26 protein-coding genes are annotated in these 19,793 nt (G+C 40.3%); 14 read left to right on the top strand and 12 right to left on the bottom strand.

Annotated elements, in window-relative coordinates; all coding sequences use genetic code 11:
- Nucleotides 1-71: 71 nt before the first annotated feature.
- Nucleotides 72-1,730, top strand: a complete 1,659-nt coding sequence (locus tag VK097_RS08245) for a DEAD/DEAH box helicase (RefSeq protein ID WP_324211334.1) — start codon at nucleotides 72-74, stop codon at nucleotides 1,728-1,730.
- Complete coding sequence (locus VK097_RS08240; RefSeq protein WP_324211333.1) at nucleotides 1,720-2,490, top strand: YqhG family protein; 771 nt, start codon at nucleotides 1,720-1,722, stop codon at nucleotides 2,488-2,490. Before VK097_RS08245 ends, VK097_RS08240 begins: the two co-directional genes overlap by 11 nt.
- 29 nt (nucleotides 2,491-2,519) lie before the next feature.
- Here the strand turns inward: VK097_RS08240 and VK097_RS08235 are convergent, their stop codons facing one another.
- Both VK097_RS08235 and VK097_RS08230 read right to left on the bottom strand, forming a co-directional pair.
- Nucleotides 2,520-2,699 carry a YqzE family protein gene (locus tag VK097_RS08235; RefSeq protein WP_324211332.1) on the bottom strand — a complete coding sequence of 60 codons (180 nt, stop codon included), beginning with the start codon at nucleotides 2,697-2,699 and terminating at the stop codon, nucleotides 2,520-2,522.
- A 65-nt stretch (nucleotides 2,700-2,764) separates the two neighbouring features.
- Nucleotides 2,765-3,256 (bottom strand): shikimate kinase, encoded by a 492-nt coding sequence (locus tag VK097_RS08230; RefSeq protein WP_324211331.1) that lies wholly within the window; start codon nucleotides 3,254-3,256, stop codon nucleotides 2,765-2,767.
- A gap of 103 nt (nucleotides 3,257-3,359) precedes the next feature.
- On the opposite strand from VK097_RS08230, the gene comGA reads away from it, so the two are divergent.
- From comGA to VK097_RS08190, 8 genes are all read left to right on the top strand, one after another.
- Nucleotides 3,360-4,376: a competence type IV pilus ATPase ComGA gene (gene comGA, locus VK097_RS08225; RefSeq protein ID WP_324211330.1), complete on the top strand. Its 1,017-nt coding sequence runs from the start codon at nucleotides 3,360-3,362 to the stop codon at nucleotides 4,374-4,376.
- Nucleotides 4,348-5,388, top strand: coding sequence for a competence type IV pilus assembly protein ComGB (gene comGB, locus VK097_RS08220; protein ID WP_324211329.1), 1,041 nt, complete (start codon nucleotides 4,348-4,350; stop codon nucleotides 5,386-5,388). Before comGA ends, comGB begins: the two co-directional genes overlap by 29 nt.
- Before the next feature lie 16 nt (nucleotides 5,389-5,404).
- Nucleotides 5,405-5,707, top strand: a complete 303-nt coding sequence (comGC, locus tag VK097_RS08215; RefSeq protein WP_324211328.1) for a competence type IV pilus major pilin ComGC — start codon at nucleotides 5,405-5,407, stop codon at nucleotides 5,705-5,707.
- Complete coding sequence (comGD, locus tag VK097_RS08210; protein ID WP_324211327.1) at nucleotides 5,707-6,135, top strand: competence type IV pilus minor pilin ComGD; 429 nt, start codon at nucleotides 5,707-5,709, stop codon at nucleotides 6,133-6,135. The genes comGC and comGD overlap by 1 nt, the downstream gene beginning before the upstream one ends.
- Complete coding sequence (locus VK097_RS08205; RefSeq protein ID WP_324211326.1) at nucleotides 6,122-6,463, top strand: hypothetical protein; 342 nt, start codon at nucleotides 6,122-6,124, stop codon at nucleotides 6,461-6,463. Before comGD ends, VK097_RS08205 begins: the two co-directional genes overlap by 14 nt.
- A complete protein-coding gene (locus VK097_RS08200; protein WP_324211325.1) occupies nucleotides 6,417-6,860 on the top strand; it encodes a ComGF family competence protein in 444 nt (147 codons plus the stop codon). The genes VK097_RS08205 and VK097_RS08200 overlap by 47 nt, the downstream gene beginning before the upstream one ends.
- Complete coding sequence (comGG, locus tag VK097_RS08195) at nucleotides 6,844-7,206, top strand: competence type IV pilus minor pilin ComGG (protein WP_324211324.1); 363 nt, start codon at nucleotides 6,844-6,846, stop codon at nucleotides 7,204-7,206. Before VK097_RS08200 ends, comGG begins: the two co-directional genes overlap by 17 nt.
- A 202-nt stretch (nucleotides 7,207-7,408) precedes the next feature.
- Nucleotides 7,409-7,651, top strand: coding sequence for a DUF2626 domain-containing protein (locus tag VK097_RS08190; RefSeq protein ID WP_324211323.1), 243 nt, complete (start codon nucleotides 7,409-7,411; stop codon nucleotides 7,649-7,651).
- A gap of 348 nt (nucleotides 7,652-7,999) precedes the next feature.
- Here VK097_RS08190 and VK097_RS08185 read toward each other — a convergent pair whose 3' ends face one another.
- Nucleotides 8,000-8,623, bottom strand: coding sequence for an MBL fold metallo-hydrolase (locus VK097_RS08185; protein WP_324211322.1), 624 nt, complete (start codon nucleotides 8,621-8,623; stop codon nucleotides 8,000-8,002).
- Between the two features lie 133 nt (nucleotides 8,624-8,756).
- On the opposite strand from VK097_RS08185, the gene VK097_RS08180 reads away from it, so the two are divergent.
- Entirely contained in the window at nucleotides 8,757-8,924 is a 168-nt protein-coding gene (locus tag VK097_RS08180) for a DUF2759 family protein (RefSeq protein WP_324211321.1), read from the top strand.
- Nucleotides 8,925-8,983: 59 nt separating this feature from the next.
- Here the strand turns inward: VK097_RS08180 and VK097_RS08175 are convergent, their stop codons facing one another.
- From VK097_RS08175 to VK097_RS08160, 4 genes are all read right to left on the bottom strand, one after another.
- Nucleotides 8,984-10,936 (bottom strand): LTA synthase family protein, encoded by a 1,953-nt coding sequence (locus VK097_RS08175; protein WP_324211320.1) that lies wholly within the window; start codon nucleotides 10,934-10,936, stop codon nucleotides 8,984-8,986.
- A gap of 181 nt (nucleotides 10,937-11,117) precedes the next feature.
- Complete coding sequence (locus VK097_RS08170) at nucleotides 11,118-12,089, bottom strand: ROK family glucokinase (protein WP_324211319.1); 972 nt, start codon at nucleotides 12,087-12,089, stop codon at nucleotides 11,118-11,120.
- A complete protein-coding gene (locus VK097_RS08165; RefSeq protein WP_324211318.1) occupies nucleotides 12,089-12,301 on the bottom strand; it encodes a YqgQ family protein in 213 nt (70 codons plus the stop codon). The genes VK097_RS08170 and VK097_RS08165 overlap by 1 nt, the downstream gene beginning before the upstream one ends.
- A 146-nt stretch (nucleotides 12,302-12,447) precedes the next feature.
- Nucleotides 12,448-13,905: a spore germination protein gene (locus VK097_RS08160; RefSeq protein WP_324211317.1), complete on the bottom strand. Its 1,458-nt coding sequence runs from the start codon at nucleotides 13,903-13,905 to the stop codon at nucleotides 12,448-12,450.
- Between the two features lie 163 nt (nucleotides 13,906-14,068).
- Between VK097_RS08160 and VK097_RS08155 the strand changes: the two genes are divergently transcribed.
- Complete coding sequence (locus VK097_RS08155) at nucleotides 14,069-14,932, top strand: hypothetical protein (protein WP_324211316.1); 864 nt, start codon at nucleotides 14,069-14,071, stop codon at nucleotides 14,930-14,932.
- 63 nt (nucleotides 14,933-14,995) lie between these two features.
- On the opposite strand, the gene VK097_RS08150 is transcribed toward VK097_RS08155, so the two are convergent.
- The 5 genes from VK097_RS08150 to rpmG all read right to left on the bottom strand — a co-directional run bounded on the left by VK097_RS08150 (nucleotide 14,996) and on the right by rpmG (nucleotide 18,735).
- Nucleotides 14,996-16,555: a rhomboid family intramembrane serine protease gene (locus VK097_RS08150; protein WP_324211315.1), complete on the bottom strand. Its 1,560-nt coding sequence runs from the start codon at nucleotides 16,553-16,555 to the stop codon at nucleotides 14,996-14,998.
- 96 nt (nucleotides 16,556-16,651) lie between these two features.
- Nucleotides 16,652-16,843, bottom strand: a complete 192-nt coding sequence (yqgO, locus tag VK097_RS15525) for a protein YqgO (protein WP_491712957.1) — start codon at nucleotides 16,841-16,843, stop codon at nucleotides 16,652-16,654.
- Nucleotides 16,844-16,907: 64 nt separating this feature from the next.
- A complete protein-coding gene (locus tag VK097_RS08145; RefSeq protein ID WP_324211314.1) occupies nucleotides 16,908-17,927 on the bottom strand; it encodes a ThiF family adenylyltransferase in 1,020 nt (339 codons plus the stop codon).
- A gap of 1 nt (nucleotide 17,928) precedes the next feature.
- Nucleotides 17,929-18,498 carry a 5-formyltetrahydrofolate cyclo-ligase gene (locus VK097_RS08140; RefSeq protein WP_324211313.1) on the bottom strand — a complete coding sequence of 190 codons (570 nt, stop codon included), beginning with the start codon at nucleotides 18,496-18,498 and terminating at the stop codon, nucleotides 17,929-17,931.
- Between the two features lie 87 nt (nucleotides 18,499-18,585).
- Entirely contained in the window at nucleotides 18,586-18,735 is a 150-nt protein-coding gene (rpmG, locus tag VK097_RS08135; RefSeq protein WP_010530995.1) for a 50S ribosomal protein L33, read from the bottom strand.
- Between the two features lie 182 nt (nucleotides 18,736-18,917).
- On the opposite strand from rpmG, the gene VK097_RS08130 reads away from it, so the two are divergent.
- Nucleotides 18,918-19,151 carry a hypothetical protein gene (locus VK097_RS08130; RefSeq protein ID WP_324211312.1) on the top strand — a complete coding sequence of 78 codons (234 nt, stop codon included), beginning with the start codon at nucleotides 18,918-18,920 and terminating at the stop codon, nucleotides 19,149-19,151.
- 9 nt (nucleotides 19,152-19,160) lie between these two features.
- Entirely contained in the window at nucleotides 19,161-19,700 is a 540-nt protein-coding gene (locus tag VK097_RS08125; RefSeq protein WP_324211311.1) for a hypothetical protein, read from the top strand.
- The last annotated feature ends 93 nt before the right edge of the window (nucleotides 19,701-19,793 follow it).

Genomic DNA, 19,793 nt, shown 5'->3' with positions numbered 1-19,793 from the left:
ACTTACATTATATCACATGAGCCATATTAAAAGTAGGGAAAATCATAACTTTGTGAAAAAAGGAGTATAGGATGAGTCAAATAGATATTCAAAAGGATTCTACGTTCATCGATGGTTTTGAAGAAAGACTTCAAACGGAGGGTCCCTTTTCTTCATGGGATCTTTTCAGGATGAATTATGAAGCAGCCTTGACAACCATGTCACCATCATTTGACGGATTAAAAGCATTGGAATATTTACCGCAAATGGATTTTCTGGACCATCAATTGTCCACTGCCAGGCAGGTCCTTGAGGAAATGAACGGCAGGGCGATTTTGGCGGATGAAGTAGGCCTTGGCAAAACCATTGAAGCAGGTCTGATACTAAAAGAATATATGCTTCGTGGACTGGTTAAAAAAGTATTAATTATTGTACCAGCTTCTTTAGTCAATCAATGGGCACAGGAACTGAACGAAAAATTCTATATCCCGGCAGTGACATTCCGGAAAAGTTATCCATGGGATCAATATGATGTGATTATCACTTCAATTGATACAGCAAAACGGTCACCTCACCGCGAACAGATTCTGGAACAGGATTATGATTTTCTGCTGGTGGATGAAGCGCATAAATTAAAGAACCACAAGACACAAAACTTTGATTTTGTGAAATCAATGAAGAAAAAGTATTGTCTGCTGCTGACAGCAACTCCTGTGCAAAATAGACTGGTTGAAATCTTTAATCTGGTTTCTATCCTGAAACCAGGACATCTGGGTGATTATGACAGTTTCCTGGAACAATATGGAAAAGACCGTAAAAATCTGAAACAGGATGGCTATTTGAAACATTTAATACAGAAAGTGATGATTCGCAATACGCGGCAAAACACAAAATTTGATGCAATTAAGCGGAATATTGAGACAGTCTGGATTGACTTCACCGAGGAAGAAATGGATGTCTATTCCTATTTGGGGAATGCTGTAAATGCCTTCCCTGCTTTTTCAAAAATTACATTGTTGAGAGAGCTCAGTTCATCCCGAGAAGCATGTTATCTGTCATTACAAAAAATGATAACTGATGAGTCAAGGGAAAAGCTGATTAAACCGATTACCGAAAAAATTGAACAACTCCCTCAGCATGTAAAGGCCGGCAAAGTTGTGGATTTAATTAAACAGGCCGGTAATGAAAAAGTGATTATCTTTACCGAATACCGGGCAACCCAAGTTTATCTGCAATGGTATTTAAAAGAAAACGGGATTACTTCGGTACCATATAGGGGCGGATTCAAAAAAGGAAAAAAAGATTGGATGAAGCAACTGTTTGAGCATCATGCACAAGTCCTTATTGCCACTGAAGCCGGCGGTGAAGGCATTAACCTGCAGTTCTGCAACCATATGATCAATTACGACCTTCCCTGGAACCCCATGCGGCTTGAACAGCGCATCGGCCGAATCCACAGGTATGGTCAGGAGAACGATGTACACATTTATAATGTCGCTATCCGCGGAACAGTGGAAGAGCATATTATGACGCTTTTGTATGAGAAAATTAATTTGTTCGAACAGGTTATCGGTCATTTGGACAGCATTCTCGCTGAACTGAATATAAACGATATCGAATCCGAAATCCAAACCATCTTTTCTGAATCAGCTTCAACCGGTGAGGCCAAAATTAAATTGGATAATCTGTCCTCAGTTATACAATTAACACATGACAAAACAGCACAGGGGGAGCAGCAATATGGCAATTAACAGCTTACATGGCTTTTTACAGTCTTATTTCACAGCACATAACTGTGAATTAATGCATAACGAAGATGGGGTGCTGACTGTGCAATTAACGGAAAAAATGGATCGTGCATTAATGAATCGGCCATTTTACTGGCATTATATAAAAAATATGGGCCACCCCGGTCAACCTAAGCAGCTTACGTTGATTACCGACCCCGAAAAAAGGGACGGCAAACACGAGTGGATTCATTATGGCAGCCCGCGACTGCACCAAATCATCAACCATCTGAATGAACGTGAAAAGTACGCGAAGCTATTTGATCAGGTTGATACAAATCAGAAGACCGCGCTTTATCCATGGCTTGTCAGCAATATTAAAATCAGTTATCGGGGGAAACAAAAGAAAGATGAAATGATTTCAATCGGACTTCACCTGGTCAACGGCATCATGAAACTGGAGATGATGGAAGAACTGCAGCATAAAGTTCTGCAAAATGCTATTCCCGATTATTGTTACACCATTTCACCGATGATTAAATTGCACAGCGGATTTAAACGGATTGAAAAGGTACTCCAAAGCTATATACAGGACCAGGATCATGACTGGGCGGAAGCGTCACGCAAAACCATGGAGGAAGAAATTGATCTGGTCCGTCACTTCTACAAAGAAGGATCGAATGAACATGAAATGGAAAAGGAAATCGAGGAAATAAAAAAACGCTATTCACCGCATATCACATTTGAAGTTATTAACGGAGGCATTTTTTATTTGCAGGATTGAAAAAACAGGCTCCATCATTTGTGAGCCTGTCAATTGGTTTTCTTCTTTGCCACTTTAAAAGCGAATGGTAAAACCCCCAGCCATCTGTTTAAATAGACCGGTGATTCATCTTTATTTTTAACCTTTTGCTCCTTTTTTTCCTTTGCTGGTGTATCGATATAGGACGTAATCTGCTGGGTCAAATATTTAATATAATCATTCAAAGGCATGACTGACACCTTCCTGTTTTGATTGTTATTATAGTGTTTACCGGCATAATTAAAAATAATACACATTATTGTAACTGCCCAATTATTCCCTTGACCGCGATATGTGGAGATTTGTGATCAGTCACAACTGTGATATCCGCCAGCTCTGAATAAAGCTTGTTCCGGCGCTGATACAATCGCTGTTTCTCTAAATCATTTTTGCGCCACAATGGTCTGGTCGGATCACTTCCCAGCCGGCTTTCAATTTCATCAAATGACGTATCCAAATAAATTACCAGTCCATTACTTTTCATGAATTTACCATTTTCCCGCCGTTCTATAATCCCGCCGCCGGTTGAAACAACAAAGTTCTCACCAGCTGTCTCCCTTAGCATTTCGGTTTCATAATCACGAAATTGCTTCTCGCCTTTTTGTTCAAAGATATTTGCTATTTCCCCATACTTTTCAACAACCATTTCGTCTGTATCCAGATACAAACCACCTAACTTATCATGCAGCAGTTTTCCCACTGTACTTTTTCCGCTTCCCATGAATCCAATTAAATAAAGTGTTTGCATAATTTTCAACCTGCCTTTAAAAGAATTAAAAATAATTTCTTGAAAAAAGAAGGAGTTTTATGAATCGTGTCGAATATAGTCAAATAAAGGAGGTGACAAATGATTGGACACAGCTTCCAGACTCTCTGAAAAACTCCTGCAATCCGCTGTTAAAGTAAATGCTTCGGATATCCATTTCTACCCTTTCTCTGAACAAGTCAACATTTACTTCCGTGTATTTGGCAACAGAATGCTTCACAAAACCATTTCAGCCAGCCAGTACCAGTTATTGCTCACTTATTACAAGTTTACATCAGGTATGGATATAGGGGAAGTCCGTAAACCGCAAAACGGTACAATAATCCATGAGCAGCCGAGTCATCGTTATGCATTACGTTTGTCCACGCTTCCTGTTAACCACTTGGAAAGTCTTGCAATTCGCATCCTCCCGCAGGAAAACAACCTTACCCTTGATAAACTTTTCCTTTTTCCCAATCAATTAAAAAGACTGAAAAAATGGATTGCCAGCCGCAATGGTATCATTCTGCTGACAGGACCGACCGGCAGCGGAAAAACCACAACTTTGTATGCACTGCTTCAATCCATTCTGGCCGAAAAATCATATCAGACAATCACCCTGGAGGATCCGATTGAAAAGGAAATTCGTGACATCCTGCAAGTACAGGTAAACGAAAAAGCGGGACTTACGTATCAGACCGGGCTCAAAGCCGCACTCAGACATGATCCCGATATCATTATGGTTGGTGAGATCAGAGATCGGTTTACGGCAGAGTTTGCCTTTGATGCTTCGCTGACCGGGCATTTGGTATTAAGCACGCTGCACGCCAAGAATGCGGCAGGCACAATACACCGATTGCTGGAAATGGGGATAAAGGAGTCAGACCTGCAACAATCATTAATAGCGGTTGCTGCCCTGCAGCTGGTTCCGATTAAAATCAATCAGCATACCGTAAGACGTGCTGCCATTATGGAGCTGCTCGATGGACAGCTGCTTGAAACAGTAATCAAGGGAGAGAATATACCATCAACACAACATTTTCATACATTCCATCACTTACGAAAGAAGGCTTATGCATATGGGTTCATCGGGAATGAAACGATTTTGGAAACCGGTAAATAATGCTCCTAAAAAAGAGCTGCAACTGCGGTTCTTACACCGTCTGTCCCGATTATTGAACAACGGATACCCAATAATTGAAGCCCTCGATATCATACAGTGGGACACGCAGTTAAAACCAATCGCTTCCTCCGTTATTGCCTCTCTGAAATCTGGCAGCCATTTTGATGAAGCACTGGAAAAAATCCATTTCAATCAAACCATTACAGCTTATTTATATTTTGTACGCAGTAATGGCGATCTTCGCACTAGTATTGAACAATGCATGACTATGTTCGAACAGCGTATGGTTTACATGAAAAAATTCCAGGAAGCAGCACGGTACCCAATCATCCTGCTAGCTATATTTGCGGTTCTTCTCTACTTTGTCAAACAGTCAGTTTTGCCTTCGTTTATCGACTTGTTTCAAAACAACACTGAAACCGCCTCAACCGTTATGCTGACAATGGGAGCCATCGACTTCAGCGTGCGATTTTTCATGATTTTGTTACTCATTATCGTTTTCGGGTTTTTAATCTGGCAGGTTAATCAGAAAAAAGTCAGTATCGATAAACGGATTAGATTTTATAGCCTGCTTCCTGTATACCGGCAGTATAAAACGATGGAAGTCTCATTTTTATTTGCAGCTCACTTAAGTTCATTATTGTCGACAGGTCTTTCCATAAAAGAAATTCTGATCAATATGTCCAAACAGAAGAAACAGCCGATCCTTGCCCACTACGCGTCCCTGCTGACTGCCGAATTATCCAAAGGAATTTATATCACCAGTCTGCTGGCGAACTTACCGCTATTCGATAAACAAATTTCAGCTATTTTTCAAAAAAACGCGGATACAGAAGAATTGGAAAAAGATTTATCTATTTATGCAGAATTTCAGACAGAGGAAATGCACCGCAAGATTATGAAAGCCATCACATATATCCAGCCTCTTTTCTTTTTGATTTTGGCAAGCCTCGTTATTTTTATCTACATGGCACTCATGTGGCCAATGTTTCAGTTAATCAATACAATCTGAAAAGGAGATGTAATTAATGTTTAAAAACCAACGTGGTTTTACGTTGATTGAAATGCTGATCGTTCTTATGATCATTTCTGTGTTGATCATTTTAATCGTCCCGAACTTAGGCAAAAAAAGCGAGGAAGTATATGATAAGGGATGTGATGCCTTGATTAGCGTCGTACAAGCACAGGCAGATGCCTACTATATTGAGGAAGGCACTTACCCTGCAGCCATTGCAGATTTAACAGGTGATTATATAACAGCCGAGCAACAGTCCTGTCCTGATGGCACAGAACTAACGATTAATACAGAAGGGGAAGTCTCTGCGGAATAATGAAACCGAGTAACGGCTTCACCCTTATCGAGGTGCTTTTCGTTTTAGTTGTATTGTCTGTCCTGATTCTTATCGCTGCACCCATTCAAGCCTCCGTGCTCGATAAAAAAACCGAGGAAAGCTTTCTGGAAACATTGGAAATGGATCTATTATATATGCAAAGTTTATCGTACAATTCCAGAACAAATTACCGTCTTGCCTTCCCTGACCAGGACCGTTATGTCATCAAAAGTACGGCCCACCAAGATATCCTGGAACGGAAAGTGCCTGAGGGGTGGACAATAAACACCCGCGTTATAAAGACCATTTCATTCAATAAAAACGGGACAATCCGTGAACCGGGAACAATGGCGATCTATACACCAACCACTCACTATAATCTGGTATGCCCGCTCGGGAAAGGACGGTGCTACTTTGACGAACAGTAATGGTTTCTCGATGATTGAAGCGCTGGTGGCAGCCAGTCTTCTCATGATGATCATCACCAACCTGATTCCGCTCACAAGCCTTATATTGAACGAGCGCGAGAGTTTGCAGCAAAAACAAAATATCAGCAGCGAATTGCATAATCAGCTTCAGGATTTTTTGTGGGAGGAGCAAACAAGCCTCCCCCACCGCCTTTTGAAAACAGTAGATGGAACAGAAGCCGAGTTCCGGTTTACCACTAAAGGCAATTTACTGAAAGGATGTGCCACATGGAAAAATGCTAATGAGAGAAATGGTCAATTCTGTTTATACGGGCATCCGGAAAAATGAACAAGGATTTACATTTATTTCGATTTTCTTAGCAGTCAGCATTATATTTATGACGATTCCTTTTACTGCATACTTGACAAAAACGGCTGATTACACTACCAATTATGATCGGCTGTCGGTGCAGCAATTTTTCTTCTTTTTGCGTGATGAAGTTATCAGGGCTTCCGACATCATTGTTGAGCCAACCAAAATAACCCTTTTACAGCCGGACGATTCACGCGTTTTATTGGAACAATATGACGATCTGATCATAAGACAGCTTGATGAGGAAGGATTTGAAGTATATTTGCGAAATGTCCGGGATGTTCAATTTGCTCCTTTGTCTTATGGTTTACATGCTTCCATCACAACCACAAATGGTGATCAATTTGAGAAAATCATTGTCTTTTACAACTGACCAGAAAGGTTTCGTGTTTCCTTATGTTCTGTTTTTCATTGCTTTAGCGCTCATAATTATTACGGCAAATGTTCATGTTTATCAGGATGAAATCCGCATCACGCAACACCAGACAGAACAACTAAAAATCGAGACATTACTACAAATGGCCCGGACACAATTTAAGGAAGATGTATCCGCCAAACCAGAAACTGTAACAACGATATCGTACGAATACCCTTATGGGGATGTTGTTGTTGAGTATACGAGACAGACAAAGCAGGTGTATCATTTATATTTCAGGATTCAAACGGACAATGGTGCCACTCACAGTGTCTTCAATCGGATGACACTTAATTCTGAATAAAAGTGATGTTTCTGTGTTACCCTAAACTCGTAAGCAAAAACAGACAGTCACCAATGGAATTAATCGAGACGGAAACTATGTTCAGCGGCAGTGAGAGTTGTACGTACGTAGCAAGGCTTTCAATTGTTTAATGCGATTTATTTACATTATTCATCAGGTCGTTTATAATACATTTATAAGGTAACTCAAAGGAGGGGAAAACATGGATCGAATGTTTCGGGTCCTTGCCTTTTGGACAGGTATTTTTACCGTTATGTTTTACGTTGGAGAAATGACAAACGTAGCATTATTGTTTCTTGTCCAGACGGCATTTTTCCTGGCAGTAAGCTATCTGAAATTATCTGAACGTATGTATATGTATTTATTCGGAGCTTATTGTACTATATTTATGGTCGGATTTACCTGGTATTCAGAATTTATATTAGTACCGGGATTCGGGCATTGATAAGTCTAATCACTATTATGAAAAACCCTGCCTACATACAACATGCAGGGTTTTTTCATTTTCTTAGTTTTCACTGTTGACATAGTGTTAACATGCAGTATATACTATATTAAGTAGCTTAACTTTTATCCCTAACCAACAAAAGAGCAGAGCACATCCCCCCTAAATGCCAGCCATCAATCATGGCTGGCATTTTTTGTTTTGATTTTAACTTTTTATATTTTAGAACCGTGGAAGCTTGGACTGCCTCGGCTGTTTCGCAGTGGCCTCTGTGTATATAACTGGTCACACAAGTAACCCATACGATGAAACAATTTCAGTCGCTAAATTAAAAAACAATTGTCCTTATTAAACCCGAAAGAAAGGATTGTGCTTCTTTTCATCGCCAATTGTCGTTGCAGGACCGTGCCCGGGATAAACCGTAAATGATTCCGGCAATTGATAGAGGGAATCACGTATGCTCTGCTCCAATACATTCATGTCACCACCAGGTAAATCAGTCCGCCCGATGCCTTGGTTAAATAAAACATCCCCGCTGATTACAAACTGCCGATCATTGAATATAAAACTGACACTCCCTGGTGAATGCCCTGGTGTATGAATAACTTCGAATGTTATTGTGCCGATATCCATCCTCCCCTGATCCAAATTATGTTCTGCACGTTTTGTGGCAATAGCGCTGCCCATAAATGAAGTGGATCCATTGTATTCCGGATTTTCCAGCCACTCTGCCTCATTAACATGCAGATAAACATCCACATTGTAATACGATCTTAATGCATCAACACCGCCAATATGATCAAAATGAGCATGTGTTAACAATATTGCTCTCGGATTCACCTTTTCTTTTGCCAAATAGTTAATTATCTCTTCAGGGTTTCCTCCGGGATCAACAATCAAACCATCTGTGTTGTTATGTACAATATAACAATTTGTTCCCAGCGGGCCTGCCTCCATACCAGTTATTTTCATCTAATCTCCCCCAATTCATTTGATTATACCTCGACAAAAATCATTTTATACTATAAAATAAGTATAGAAAACAGTTATTACATAATAATACAGATAAGTTTCCATGTTTAGTTATAGGGAGGATGTGTTACGAATGGTTTTGGCACTTATCTTTTTGTTAGTTACTTTACTGGCCATTGTATCAGTTATACGGCAAATTAAAATTAAAAACTTATTTGCACTTGGTTTTTCAGCAGTTTCCGTATTGGTCTTCGGATTCTTTTCAATCGCCACAATCGTTACGGAATTAGGTAATATGTAACATTAAAAACCAAACAAAAAGCTGGCGCGTATTGTTAATCGCGTCAGCTTTTTGTTTGGTTATTGATCATTTTTGATTTCATCCGTTTTGTTAAAATCTATAAACCGGAACAGATCGCCATAAATAATATTATCGGACATCTCCAGTCCTTTCTCTACCTTTTGCATGATCGGATCACATGGCGTTTCGCTCTGTTTTTTATCAGACGCGGTTGTATTATTTTTGGACTTTTCTTCTGTCTTCACTTCTGATTCTACCGGCTCACCATTATCACGATTATAACAAATGCCGCTGGTCGAGATATATTCATTACTGATAAAGTCACCATTTCTCAAGGCAATATATCCCTTTCGGTCATCAATGAACATATCGTTGCCAAAATAGATATCATCCTTGGCAGAAACGCCCAGCAAATGCAATAATGTTGGTTTTACATCAATTTGTCCGGTTACTTTCGAAATTACTTTGCCATCCTCATGTCCGGGAATGTGAATAAACATTGGGACACGCTGTAACTGAACATGGTCATATGGTGTTATTTCATCTTTTCCTAAATACTGACTCATGGCTTTATGATGATTTTCACTGATGCCATAGTGGTCACCCATCAACACGATAATGGAATCCTCATAGAGTCCGGATTCTTTTAATTGGTTAAAAAACTGTTCCGCTGCCTCATCCATATAACGTACTGTAGGGAAGAAATTATTTAGTGTGCTCGAATTAGAATCATATTTGTCGATTGAGCTGTCTTCTTCACTCAGTTCAAACGGAAAATGGTTTGTCAGTGTAATGAACTTCGAATAAAACGGTTGTTCCATTGACTGCAGATACTTAATTGATTGTTCAAAGAACGGTTTATCCTTCAGACCCCAGCCGACAGAATTCTCTGCATTAACTTCATAGGCCTCTTCTCCATAAAAATGGTCAACACCCAGACTCTGATACATTTGATCCCGATTCCAGAAGCTTTTGTTGTTGGCGTGAAACACAGATGAATAGTAGCCTTCTTCACCTAATACTTCTGACAATCCGTGATACTCATTTTGTCCGTGTGTAAAGAATACAGCTCCCCGGGACAACGGATAGAGTGAATTCTCAACCAGGAATTCAGAATCCGATGTTTTCCCCTGCTCTGTCTGGTGATAGAAATTCTCAAAATAATACGTGCTCTCATCACCGACAAGGCTGTTTAAAAACGGTGTTATCTCTTCACCGTTAACTTCATTATTAATCACAAAACTTTGGATGGACTCCAGTGAAATGAAAATGACATTTTTATCCTCCGCAATACCGTGTAACGGCGATTTCTTTTCGCTCTTAACTTTATCATCTACATATTCGGTAATTTCCGGAACTTCATTGCCATCAGCAAACACACGCTGTGTCTTCACTTTGGAGTGGACTGCTGCATCATAAATATGGTAGTTGAACAGTCCGATGTTTTTCACGAGATATTCACGGTCAAATGCACGTGTGAATAACTGCGGGCGCTCCATTTCAGCCAGGAAAAAGTTACCGGCAAGGAGCAGAAATGACATTGCCAGCGCAAATACTTTCCCGCTTTTTTGGCAGCTGACCGACATAACTTCCGGTTTTTTCCTGCTTAAATACCAGATAATCGCAACATCGAGGAAAAGCAGCACATCATATATTTCAATAAGTGTCAGGATACTCGAACCCAAGTCACCCATATTGCTTGCCTGGAACAACTGCGGTGCCGTTATGAAATCATTGAACGAACGGTAAAAAACAAGATTAAAATACAAAATCAGGCTTCCGGCCAATGCACTATAGCGAATAAATTTCATTTGCCGTGACTGCTTTCTAAACCAGACAGCTATGGCAAAAATCAAAAATGCGGTTACAAAAGGATTAATGAGCAGGATAAACTCCTGCATCCTATTTTCCAATTCCAAATTAAATATCAAGCGGTACATTATATACGTTTTAATGCCAAATAATAACGATGCAACTATAAACAACGGATATCTGAACCGTTTAAAGTCCATCTTTCTTTCCTCCCAGTGCGGGTATAATTAACAATGTATACTGTTTTGTTAAATTCCCGGCATATAAATTTTAAAACATTAATATCCCGTATTATTATACGACGCTTTCAGTCAATTAAAAGTTTCATAGAATCCGTTTCAAATTAGTGAAATGTTATCTTAATAGATTCTGCCGGCAAGCCTAGAATTTTATGTTTTGCAGTTTATTCTTTACCAGAAATGCTGCACCGATTATCCCGGCATCATTACCTAATTGAGCCAGTTTAAGTTCACAAATGCCGCTGACTCTTGCTAAGGAATAGTTGCGAAATGCATCTTCTATAAGCTGGATAAACTCTTCGCCGGCTGCAGATACTCCACCGCCAATCAGAACTTTAGAAGGATTGATCAGAGTTGCTGCATTTGAAATTGCCATACCGAGAACATCAGCAGTATATGCAATGATATCCTTGCACGGTACATCACCGTCATTTGCCAGTTCAAAAATATCTTTGGCCGTAATGTTTCCGGAAGCATTATACCTTGATACAAGCAAACTCTCAGAGTGCTGTTCAATTTTCATTTTTGCCTGACGGACCATTCCGGTTGCCGATGCGATTGTTTCAAGACAGCCTCTTCGTCCGCAATTACACAATACCCCGTCAGGTTCAACAGTCGTATGGCCTACTTCCCCTGCCATGCCGCTTTCTCCATTAAGGATATTTCCGTTTACTATAATTCCGCCACCAACACCTGTACCAAGTGTAAGCGCGAAAAGATTTTTTACATTTCCGCCAGCGCCTTTCCAATTCTCACCCAATACGGCAGCATTGGCGTCATTAGTCACAAATACCGGCAATTTGGAAATGGCTCTTAGCTCTTCAGATAAAGGCATGTTTTTCCAGCCGATATTGACAGCCTCAAAAACGTGGCCAGTATCACTGTCAATAAAACCGGGTGCTCCGATTCCAATCCCTTCGACTGATTCTTTCGGCATTTCGTTTTGATCAAGTCTCTCAGTCAGCGATTTCCAAATATCAGAAACAATTGATTCCCCGCAATTCGTTCTATTGGTGGGAATCTCCCACTTATCCAGTATATTTCCATCGTTATCAATTATGCCAGTTTTAACTGTTGTACCACCAATGTCAATACCAATGATTGGCTTTTTCATTAGGAATTCGCCCCTTTTTCATCTCGCAGGCGCGCTGTCTCTTTCCTCAGTATCAGCAATGCCCTTTGATATTCGTGTGCCTCAATGATCTGAAACTGATATAGTTCCTTTACTTCTGCTTCCATCAGTTCAAGATCTGCAATCCGGTTGCCCACATATATAATTGTGCCAAAACGTTTCAATAACTGTTGTACGTCATATACCGTTTTCATATATATCACCAAACTAAATTATATCAAAACCGCTCATAATAGTGAATAAGAAAGCTGCGGTGACCCAAAACCCGTCAAAAATCGGCATAAAGTGAAATTTCAGTGGGTGTTTCCTTACGGGACAAAACAAATCCAGACTGCTGAATTCAGCGGTCCGGATCTTTTGGATTTAAAAATACCGGTCTGCGGTTTTTCAAAGGGATCGGCGACCGAATAAACACATCCCTGAATGCCCTGTAGGAAAATGGCAGCATCGGCCAAAAATATGCGATTCGGAATGACGACATCCGGACTAAGTAAAGCAGCCAGAGTGTGATCCCAACGAAATAGCCCATCGCACCAAACATACCGGTCACTATAAGCAGGAACATTCTGACAAGCCGATTTGCCAGACTGAGTTCATAGCTCGGCGTGGCATACGTTCCGATTGCAGCAATCGAAATGTAAAGAACGACCTCATATGAGAATAAACCAACTTCCACTGCTACCTGCCCAATTAATATTGCCGCCACGAGGCCTAGGGCTGTTGCCAGAGCAGATGGGACGTGTATAGCAGCAAGCCTTAGGACGTCAATCCCCATTTCAGCAATAAGAAACTGTACAATAAGCGGAACTGTCCCTTCCTCACTCAGGCCAATAAAAGAAAGGTTTGCGGGCAAATACTCCGGATTAATGGCAAGTAAATAATACAGCGGCAACACAAATATAGACGCAAATACTGCCAGATAACGCACAAACCTTAAATACGCACCAACAATCGGTTTTTGTCGATATTCCTCGGCATGCTGAAGGTGATGCCAATACGTTACAGGCGTTATCATGACACTCGGTGACCCATCAATAATAATCAGAACATGCCCTTCATATAAATGCGCAGCAGCTGTGTCAGGTCTCTCTGTATAACGCACAGTCGGATATGGATTCCAGTGCCTGCCGCTGATGTATTCCTCAACTGTTTTTTCAGCCATCGCCAGACCATCTGTATCAATTTTGTCTAATACAGCTTTTGTATCATTGACACGTTCCGGGTCGGCTATATCTTCAAGATAACAAACCGTAATATCTGTCATTGACCTTCTGCCTATTTGCATATATTCCATTCGTAATGAACGGTCCCGAACTCTTCTTCTTATGAGAGCCGTATTAAACACAATCGTTTCCACAAAGCCGTCCCTGGGGCCCCGGACTACCCTCTCAAGATCCGGTTCATCAGGTGATCTGACAGGATAGGTCCGCGCATCAATCATAATCACTTCATCAATGCCCTCTACAACCAGTGCAGCTGGTCCCCCAAGTACAAGATCTGATGCATTATTTAAATCCTTTACATGATCGATTTCGATATATGGAATATACGTCTTAAACAGCTTTTCCAATGGATCAGGATCCAGCTGTTCCGGCTCGAGTTTTGCCAGCAGTTTCATAATATAATGCATAATTTCATCTTTGGCAAAACCGTCAATCATAAACATCGCCATATTCCGGCCGGCATATTTCAAATCCAAATGTATGACATCAAAGCTTTTATCAACTGCCAGCCGTTCCTTCATATAAGACACATTTTTGGAATACGTGGAAAATAACGGTTGTTTTTCTTTTTCCATATAATCACCTTTTATTTCATAAGATCTGTCATAGTTTGTGTGAAACAATGGCAGCTATACACAAATGGACATAAACGGTTGCAGGCTTTCATACATTTCTTATGAAAAAGGTATTATTTTTTGATAAATATCAAAACCTAGAACCCGCTAAAGGATGGTCGGGATGAATAAACGATTGCTGCTTCTGATCGCTATACCTCTAATTTGTACAGGCCTGTTAACATTAATATGGCGGCTGGACAATGCACCGGTGATCACTTATTTTCCGGAAGATGAACAAACCAGATTTGTTGAAACCGACACAACACTTGAAATGATGTCGGAAAACTCGAGAGATTCTTATGACATGATCTGGACAAGCAAATCAGTAAGTGACCAGGACTTATACCTGCGCCAGGACGCTTCACTATTGTTTAATAATGGCCAGCTATTCGGAATTCGGAGCAAATGGAAAGAAAACACTGACACCATCAGCATAGAAGAGAAGTTTAATGCGGAAGACAGCAATTATTTTCAGACGATATCATTTCATCATGGTGAAGTCCATTATCCCGATGATGAGATTAAAAGCATCCATCATATGACATACGACCAGCTGTATGTCATTGATTCACCAAATACAGTTCTTGAATCATTCAAAACGCCTGAAACGGAGTATGAACATGAATGGGCCCGACTTCTGGATCATACAACAGAACAGCAGCTTGTCTACAATTGGAAGCAGCTAATAGCGTATTTCAACATTGACGAAGAGGATTACTATACAACACCGCTGACAGATCTGCATAAATTTAACACCGAACCACTGCCTTCATTCACACAGAAGCAGACAAACCAGATCATGGGCCGGCTGTGGGAAGGAATTTACAAAAACTATATCCTGAATGTTAAGAACTTACGGGGCAAAACAGTGAAAAGTTATATACCCCTTATACTGTTCGCCAAGAAAAATGATCATTTAATGGTCCTGTTTGAATGGAATGGGCAAAAAGAAAGACTCATACAGCAATACCCTGAAAATTTCTGACTGATCAAATAAAAACACCCCGTTTTCTCAATAAAAAAACGGGGGTGTTCCATTATCTTGCGGTCAATCTTCCTGATTTCCGGTTAACTGCTCATATAATTTCTCGATATCCTCATTTCCGGGCTCCAGTTCATAGGCTTTATTGATATGCTTTACTGCTTTGTCTTTCACTCCATTGTTGCCATATAAAACAGCCAAATTATAATGTGCACGCGAAAACTTATCGTTCAGTTCAACTGATTTTTCTAAATCCGTTATCGCCTGGTCAATACTGTTCAGTTCGATATAGGCATATGAACGCTGAAACAATAAATGACTTTCCAACTCATCTTCTATTTGATTCGAAGTTTGCAATCCCTTGGTTGCAACATCCACAACTTCTTCGTATTGTTCTTCTGAAATTAATTGTTCCGCCTTCATTAATAGATAGGAAGGACTGTTCTTGTTATGGTCCACACCGCAAACCACCAGTGCAGGAACAATCAGCATATATAATATAACAGCAGATAATTGAATTAGTCCATTTTTTTTCTTAGGCAAAAACAATATAGCTGATGCAACAAACCCTGTAATCAAACCGCCCATATGCGCACCATTATCAACCTGAGGAACAATCAGACCAAACACGATATTGATTCCGATTATAAACAATAAATTCATGCCCATTGTCTGGAAAAAGATTCTTTTATGTATGCACCCGAAAAACAACAGCGCCCCAAATAAACCAAACAGTGCACCGGAAGCACCTGCAGAAACATTGGTTGTAAAGGCGAAACTTGCCAGACCTCCCCCAATCCCAGCCAGAAAATAAATAATCAAAAACCTGAATGACCCATATATCCGCTCCACGACCGTTCCCAGATAATAAACGGCCAGCATATTCATTAATATATGAAATATGCCGATATGCAGAAACATTGAGGTCACAATGCGCCACCATTCACCATTTTCGATAATGGCCGGATTATATTTAGCTCCAAATTTGATTAATGTTTCAGTTGAAGTGCTTTTACCATTCAGTTCCAGCAGCAAAAAAATAAAAATATTGACAGCCAGCAGAAAATAAGTCAGGAAAGGCTTGCCGTATGAGAAAACCTCTTGAAGCTCCTGTTCTTTCTGTCTCAACTGATCGGCTAATCTGCTTTTGCAGTTAAGTACCGCTTCCTCTTTATCAGATTCAGAAAGAACTTCATCAGGCAGCCGGAATGCAGTCCCAACAGCATCCCGGAGTCTTGCCAGTTCTTCTTCTTTTTCGTTGGCTGATAAATAATACACATTCATTTTGACCGGGTTTTTCTCGTTTAATTGCATCGGTTTTTTCAGAACATCCCAGTTGTCAACCGGTGCATGTTCAGCAATATAGATATTATGTATTTCGACATGCTTGCCCCGTAAATGACGCTTCACGGCTTTTGCTTTTTGAAAAACCTGACCTATATCGTTCTTTAAATGGTTCTTCCAGTCAAAACCGCCATGGAATAACCGGATGACATGTGATGTTTTGCCTTCACGCTTTTCCAGCCATAATTCTTCATGTTGACTCATATGTATTAGCTCAAAGTCATCAGCATCAGTCAAATGACAGGCTAATTTATACAGTATATAGCTCTCATCCAGGTACATGCATTTCCCCCCTCAAACTTATGATACCAAAATTAATCATAATTTTCTTCTGTACATATAAAAGAAGCTGTTGGATTAACAGCTTCTCAATATTAGTTATTTAGCTGGCCGCCTCTGGAATAAAACTGGCATTATTTTCTCACGGATGACTGGCATATTCATTGAAATCATGACCGCCGCACGCCGTAAAAAGCTGATTGCAAGCAAGGTATTCATAATCCTGTATCGCCACCTGAAAATCACTGCAGCGATTGTTAAAATTACCGTAAGTACTGTAAAAACTCTCATACCTGACACCCTTTTCTCATGTTGTGACAGTAATAGTTATCTGCCATTAACGTGAAATTATGCATCAGGACCCGATATATCGATCATACAGCGTACGTGCCTGCACAGGGTCTTCCGTTCCCTGGACGAGGACCCGCCCATCCTTAAACATGACAAAATGAATCCCCTCTTGCAAGGCGGCCTTCAATAAAAATGGTGTACGTTTGATATCGGCAATCTGTCCTAATCTATTTTCCCATTGTTCCAGGTCGATATCGGACTTACGGTGAATCTGAACTGTATCCCGACCGCATAATACTGTCTCTTCATTCTGAGCTGTTTTCTGCAGGGCAGGAAATTCATTTCTCCAGCACACCAGACACTCCGGATCAGAATTGGACAGTTTCATATCATAGTGACGGTTATGCCAAACGTCAATCGTTTTTAATGTCTGACGCAGTGCTAGCTGGTTACCGGTTAAATACTTTAGTGTTTCCGTCACCTGAAAAGAGGAAATCATATCAACTGCAGGCGATATGACACCAACTGTATCACACGTCTGACCGTCCCCTTCGCCTTCCCTTGTTATACATCTTAAGCAAGGGGTTTTTCCCGGAATAAAAAATGCAGTCATCCCGCGCGAACTGACAACACCGCCATACGAAAAAGGAATCTTGTATTTGAAACAGGCATCATTTAAAAGATATCGTGTTGAAAAATTATCAGTGCCGTCAAGAACAACGTCTGCATCTTTAATCAGATCATTTATATTTTCAATTGATATATTGCCCACAATCGGTTCAATGACAACCTGGCTGTTCATCTTTTCCAATTTGTTTTTGGCTGCAACCGCTTTTGGCAGAACATGCTTCACGTCCTCTTCATCAAACAGCATTTGCCGCTGCAAATTGCTCATTTCCACGTAGTCACGATCAATCAGACGAAGTTTTCCGATTCCCGCCCTTACCAATTGGCTGCAGACAACCGTCCCCAAGGCTCCCGCGCCTACAACGAGCGCCGTACTATCCGACAATCGCAGCTGCCCGCTTTCCCTGATTGGTTCAAATAAAATCTGCCTCGAATAACGTGAGAGATCTGAATCCACTTTATAATCCTCCCTGTATGATGAAACCATTTTCTGTAATGACGTCATCCACCGGAACATCGAACAATTCAGCGGGAAGCTTATCGACGACTTGCATATTCGCCGCAAGTGACAATTTTTTATTTGTAAAATCGGTCAAAAAACGGTCATAATAACCGCCGCCAAAACCGATACGGTAACCTTGTTTATCGAAAAGCAGACCGGGCACAACAAGCAAATCGATGTTATTTTTAGTTATTTTTTCAGTTTCTTCGAGTTTTGGTTCTTGTAAGTTATAATAAACGACTTCCAATTGATCATAATTGTTTATGAGATAAAAATCCATCTTACGTTCTTTGGGTTGGCATTTAGGAACACAAACCTTTTTTCCATTCTGCCAGGCTGCTTCGATAATTGATTTGGTATTCCATTCAAAACCATGTGAAATTGTTATCCCGATAACAGAAGACTGTTTCCAGATTTCGGAAGTCAGAAGGTTTTCTTCCAGTGACTGTTCGATATTTTTTCTTTCCGCAGCTGATAATGTCTTTAATTTTTCAATGATATTGCTTCGCAGATTTGATTTATCCAAGTCATCACCCCTGACTGTCATTATAAACAAACGCGGGCAAAATAGAAAGCTCCTGCCACAGTAAATGGCAGGAGCTTCATTAAATCATTACTTTGTTTCACGATGCAATGTGTGTTTTTTCAATCGCGGGCTGTACTTCATAAGCTCCAAACGTTCAGGGTTTGTCCGCTTATTTTTTGTAGAAATATAGTTACGGTCGCCTGTTTCAGTGCAGGCCAATGTAATATTTACGCGCATTTCTTTCCCTCCAGACAATAAATTGCTGTTGTTTATTAACATTTAATATCATTTTTCAGACCTTAACTATAATAGCAGATGATTGAATAATATTCAAGCTGACAATCTGTAAAATTTTGACCGTTTCGCTTTTCGACAATGTATGTTATAACTATATTGATACGTGAATGGAGGGATGAATCATGCTGTATGCGGTCGTTACCGTTATCGTCCTTGGAGTGGTGCTGCTGATCCTGTCGTTTTTCATGAACGATAAATTTGATGACCTCGAAAGTGAACTGGAACAGCTTTCAATCTCAACGATGCAGGAAAATTATCAAATGAAAAAGAAAATAAAGACCCTGGAAGACGAAGTGCTGACAAATGATTATTCTCAGGACACCATACATAAAAGAGATCATAACAATGAGAGATAGGGGAGCGCTATGAAACAAATCATTCGTTCATTTGCATTTGGCCTGCTGACTGCCGGTATCGTTCTGCTTGGGGTATTTTATGTTGCTGATGAACCGCAGCCTGAAGCCGAAAATATTCCTGCAGAGGATATGATTGACATTATTGAGTCAGAAGGTTATCACGTGCTGACAGAATCCGAATATATTTCTGTTTCCGTAGAATCGGACAAGGATAAGAACAATAAAGGAAACAGTGATGATGGAGATCAGCAACAGAATTCTTCGGAGGAAACCAATTCCGATGATAGCAATGACAGTAATAATGAGCAGAACAACAGCTCAGACAGTACTGATGAAAGTTCGCCAAAAACCTATACACTGACAGTAGAATCAGGCGTAGCACCATCCGAAATAAGTCAAACGCTGGAAGAGAATGATATTATCGACGATGCTGATGCATTTACAGAGTATTTAGAGGACGAGGGTTACAGTGAATTGGTCCAGCTTGGTGAGTTCGAATTATCAAGTGATATGGACCAGAAGGAAATTGCCGAAACCATCACCAACTAAGCTGTATTGCCAAGTGTAATACAGCTTTTTTTCTGTCAGGCTAGTTTAATTTATAGGATTCTCCTTTTACAAGATACAAAATACTTTCACCAA

The sequence above is a fragment of the Lentibacillus sp. genome (genome assembly GCF_035301675.1).
GTDB lineage: Bacteria > Bacillota > Bacilli > Bacillales > Amphibacillaceae > Lentibacillus.
Note: the sequence above shows the minus strand (reverse complement) of the source record. Positions and strands in the feature narration are given on the sequence as shown.

Bases quoted from the DNA above. Each gene is read 5' to 3' on its own strand.
- VK097_RS08245 (WP_324211334.1), top strand. From the start codon at position 72: ATGAGTCAAATAGATATTCAAAAGGATTCTACGTTCATCGATGGTTTT.
- VK097_RS08240 (WP_324211333.1), top strand. From the start codon at position 1,720: ATGGCAATTAACAGCTTACATGGCTTTTTACAGTCTTATTTCACAGCA.
- VK097_RS08235 (WP_324211332.1), bottom strand. From the start codon at position 2,699: ATGCCTTTGAATGATTATATTAAATATTTGACCCAGCAGATTACGTCC.
- VK097_RS08230 (WP_324211331.1), bottom strand. From the start codon at position 3,256: ATGCAAACACTTTATTTAATTGGATTCATGGGAAGCGGAAAAAGTACA.
- comGB (WP_324211329.1), top strand. From the start codon at position 4,348: ATGAAACGATTTTGGAAACCGGTAAATAATGCTCCTAAAAAAGAGCTG.
- comGC (WP_324211328.1), top strand. From the start codon at position 5,405: ATGTTTAAAAACCAACGTGGTTTTACGTTGATTGAAATGCTGATCGTT.
- comGD (WP_324211327.1), top strand. From the start codon at position 5,707: ATGAAACCGAGTAACGGCTTCACCCTTATCGAGGTGCTTTTCGTTTTA.
- VK097_RS08200 (WP_324211325.1), top strand. From the start codon at position 6,417: ATGAGAGAAATGGTCAATTCTGTTTATACGGGCATCCGGAAAAATGAA.
- VK097_RS08190 (WP_324211323.1), top strand. From the start codon at position 7,409: ATGGATCGAATGTTTCGGGTCCTTGCCTTTTGGACAGGTATTTTTACC.
- VK097_RS08185 (WP_324211322.1), bottom strand. From the start codon at position 8,623: ATGAAAATAACTGGTATGGAGGCAGGCCCGCTGGGAACAAATTGTTAT.
- VK097_RS08180 (WP_324211321.1), top strand. From the start codon at position 8,757: ATGGTTTTGGCACTTATCTTTTTGTTAGTTACTTTACTGGCCATTGTA.
- VK097_RS08175 (WP_324211320.1), bottom strand. From the start codon at position 10,936: ATGGACTTTAAACGGTTCAGATATCCGTTGTTTATAGTTGCATCGTTA.
- VK097_RS08170 (WP_324211319.1), bottom strand. From the start codon at position 12,089: ATGAAAAAGCCAATCATTGGTATTGACATTGGTGGTACAACAGTTAAA.
- VK097_RS08165 (WP_324211318.1), bottom strand. From the start codon at position 12,301: ATGAAAACGGTATATGACGTACAACAGTTATTGAAACGTTTTGGCACA.
- VK097_RS08160 (WP_324211317.1), bottom strand. From the start codon at position 13,905: ATGGAAAAAGAAAAACAACCGTTATTTTCCACGTATTCCAAAAATGTG.
- VK097_RS08155 (WP_324211316.1), top strand. From the start codon at position 14,069: ATGAATAAACGATTGCTGCTTCTGATCGCTATACCTCTAATTTGTACA.
- VK097_RS08150 (WP_324211315.1), bottom strand. From the start codon at position 16,555: ATGTACCTGGATGAGAGCTATATACTGTATAAATTAGCCTGTCATTTG.
- yqgO (WP_491712957.1), bottom strand. From the start codon at position 16,843: ATGAGAGTTTTTACAGTACTTACGGTAATTTTAACAATCGCTGCAGTG.
- rpmG (WP_010530995.1), bottom strand. From the start codon at position 18,735: ATGCGCGTAAATATTACATTGGCCTGCACTGAAACAGGCGACCGTAAC.
- VK097_RS08130 (WP_324211312.1), top strand. From the start codon at position 18,918: ATGCTGTATGCGGTCGTTACCGTTATCGTCCTTGGAGTGGTGCTGCTG.
- VK097_RS08125 (WP_324211311.1), top strand. From the start codon at position 19,161: ATGAAACAAATCATTCGTTCATTTGCATTTGGCCTGCTGACTGCCGGT.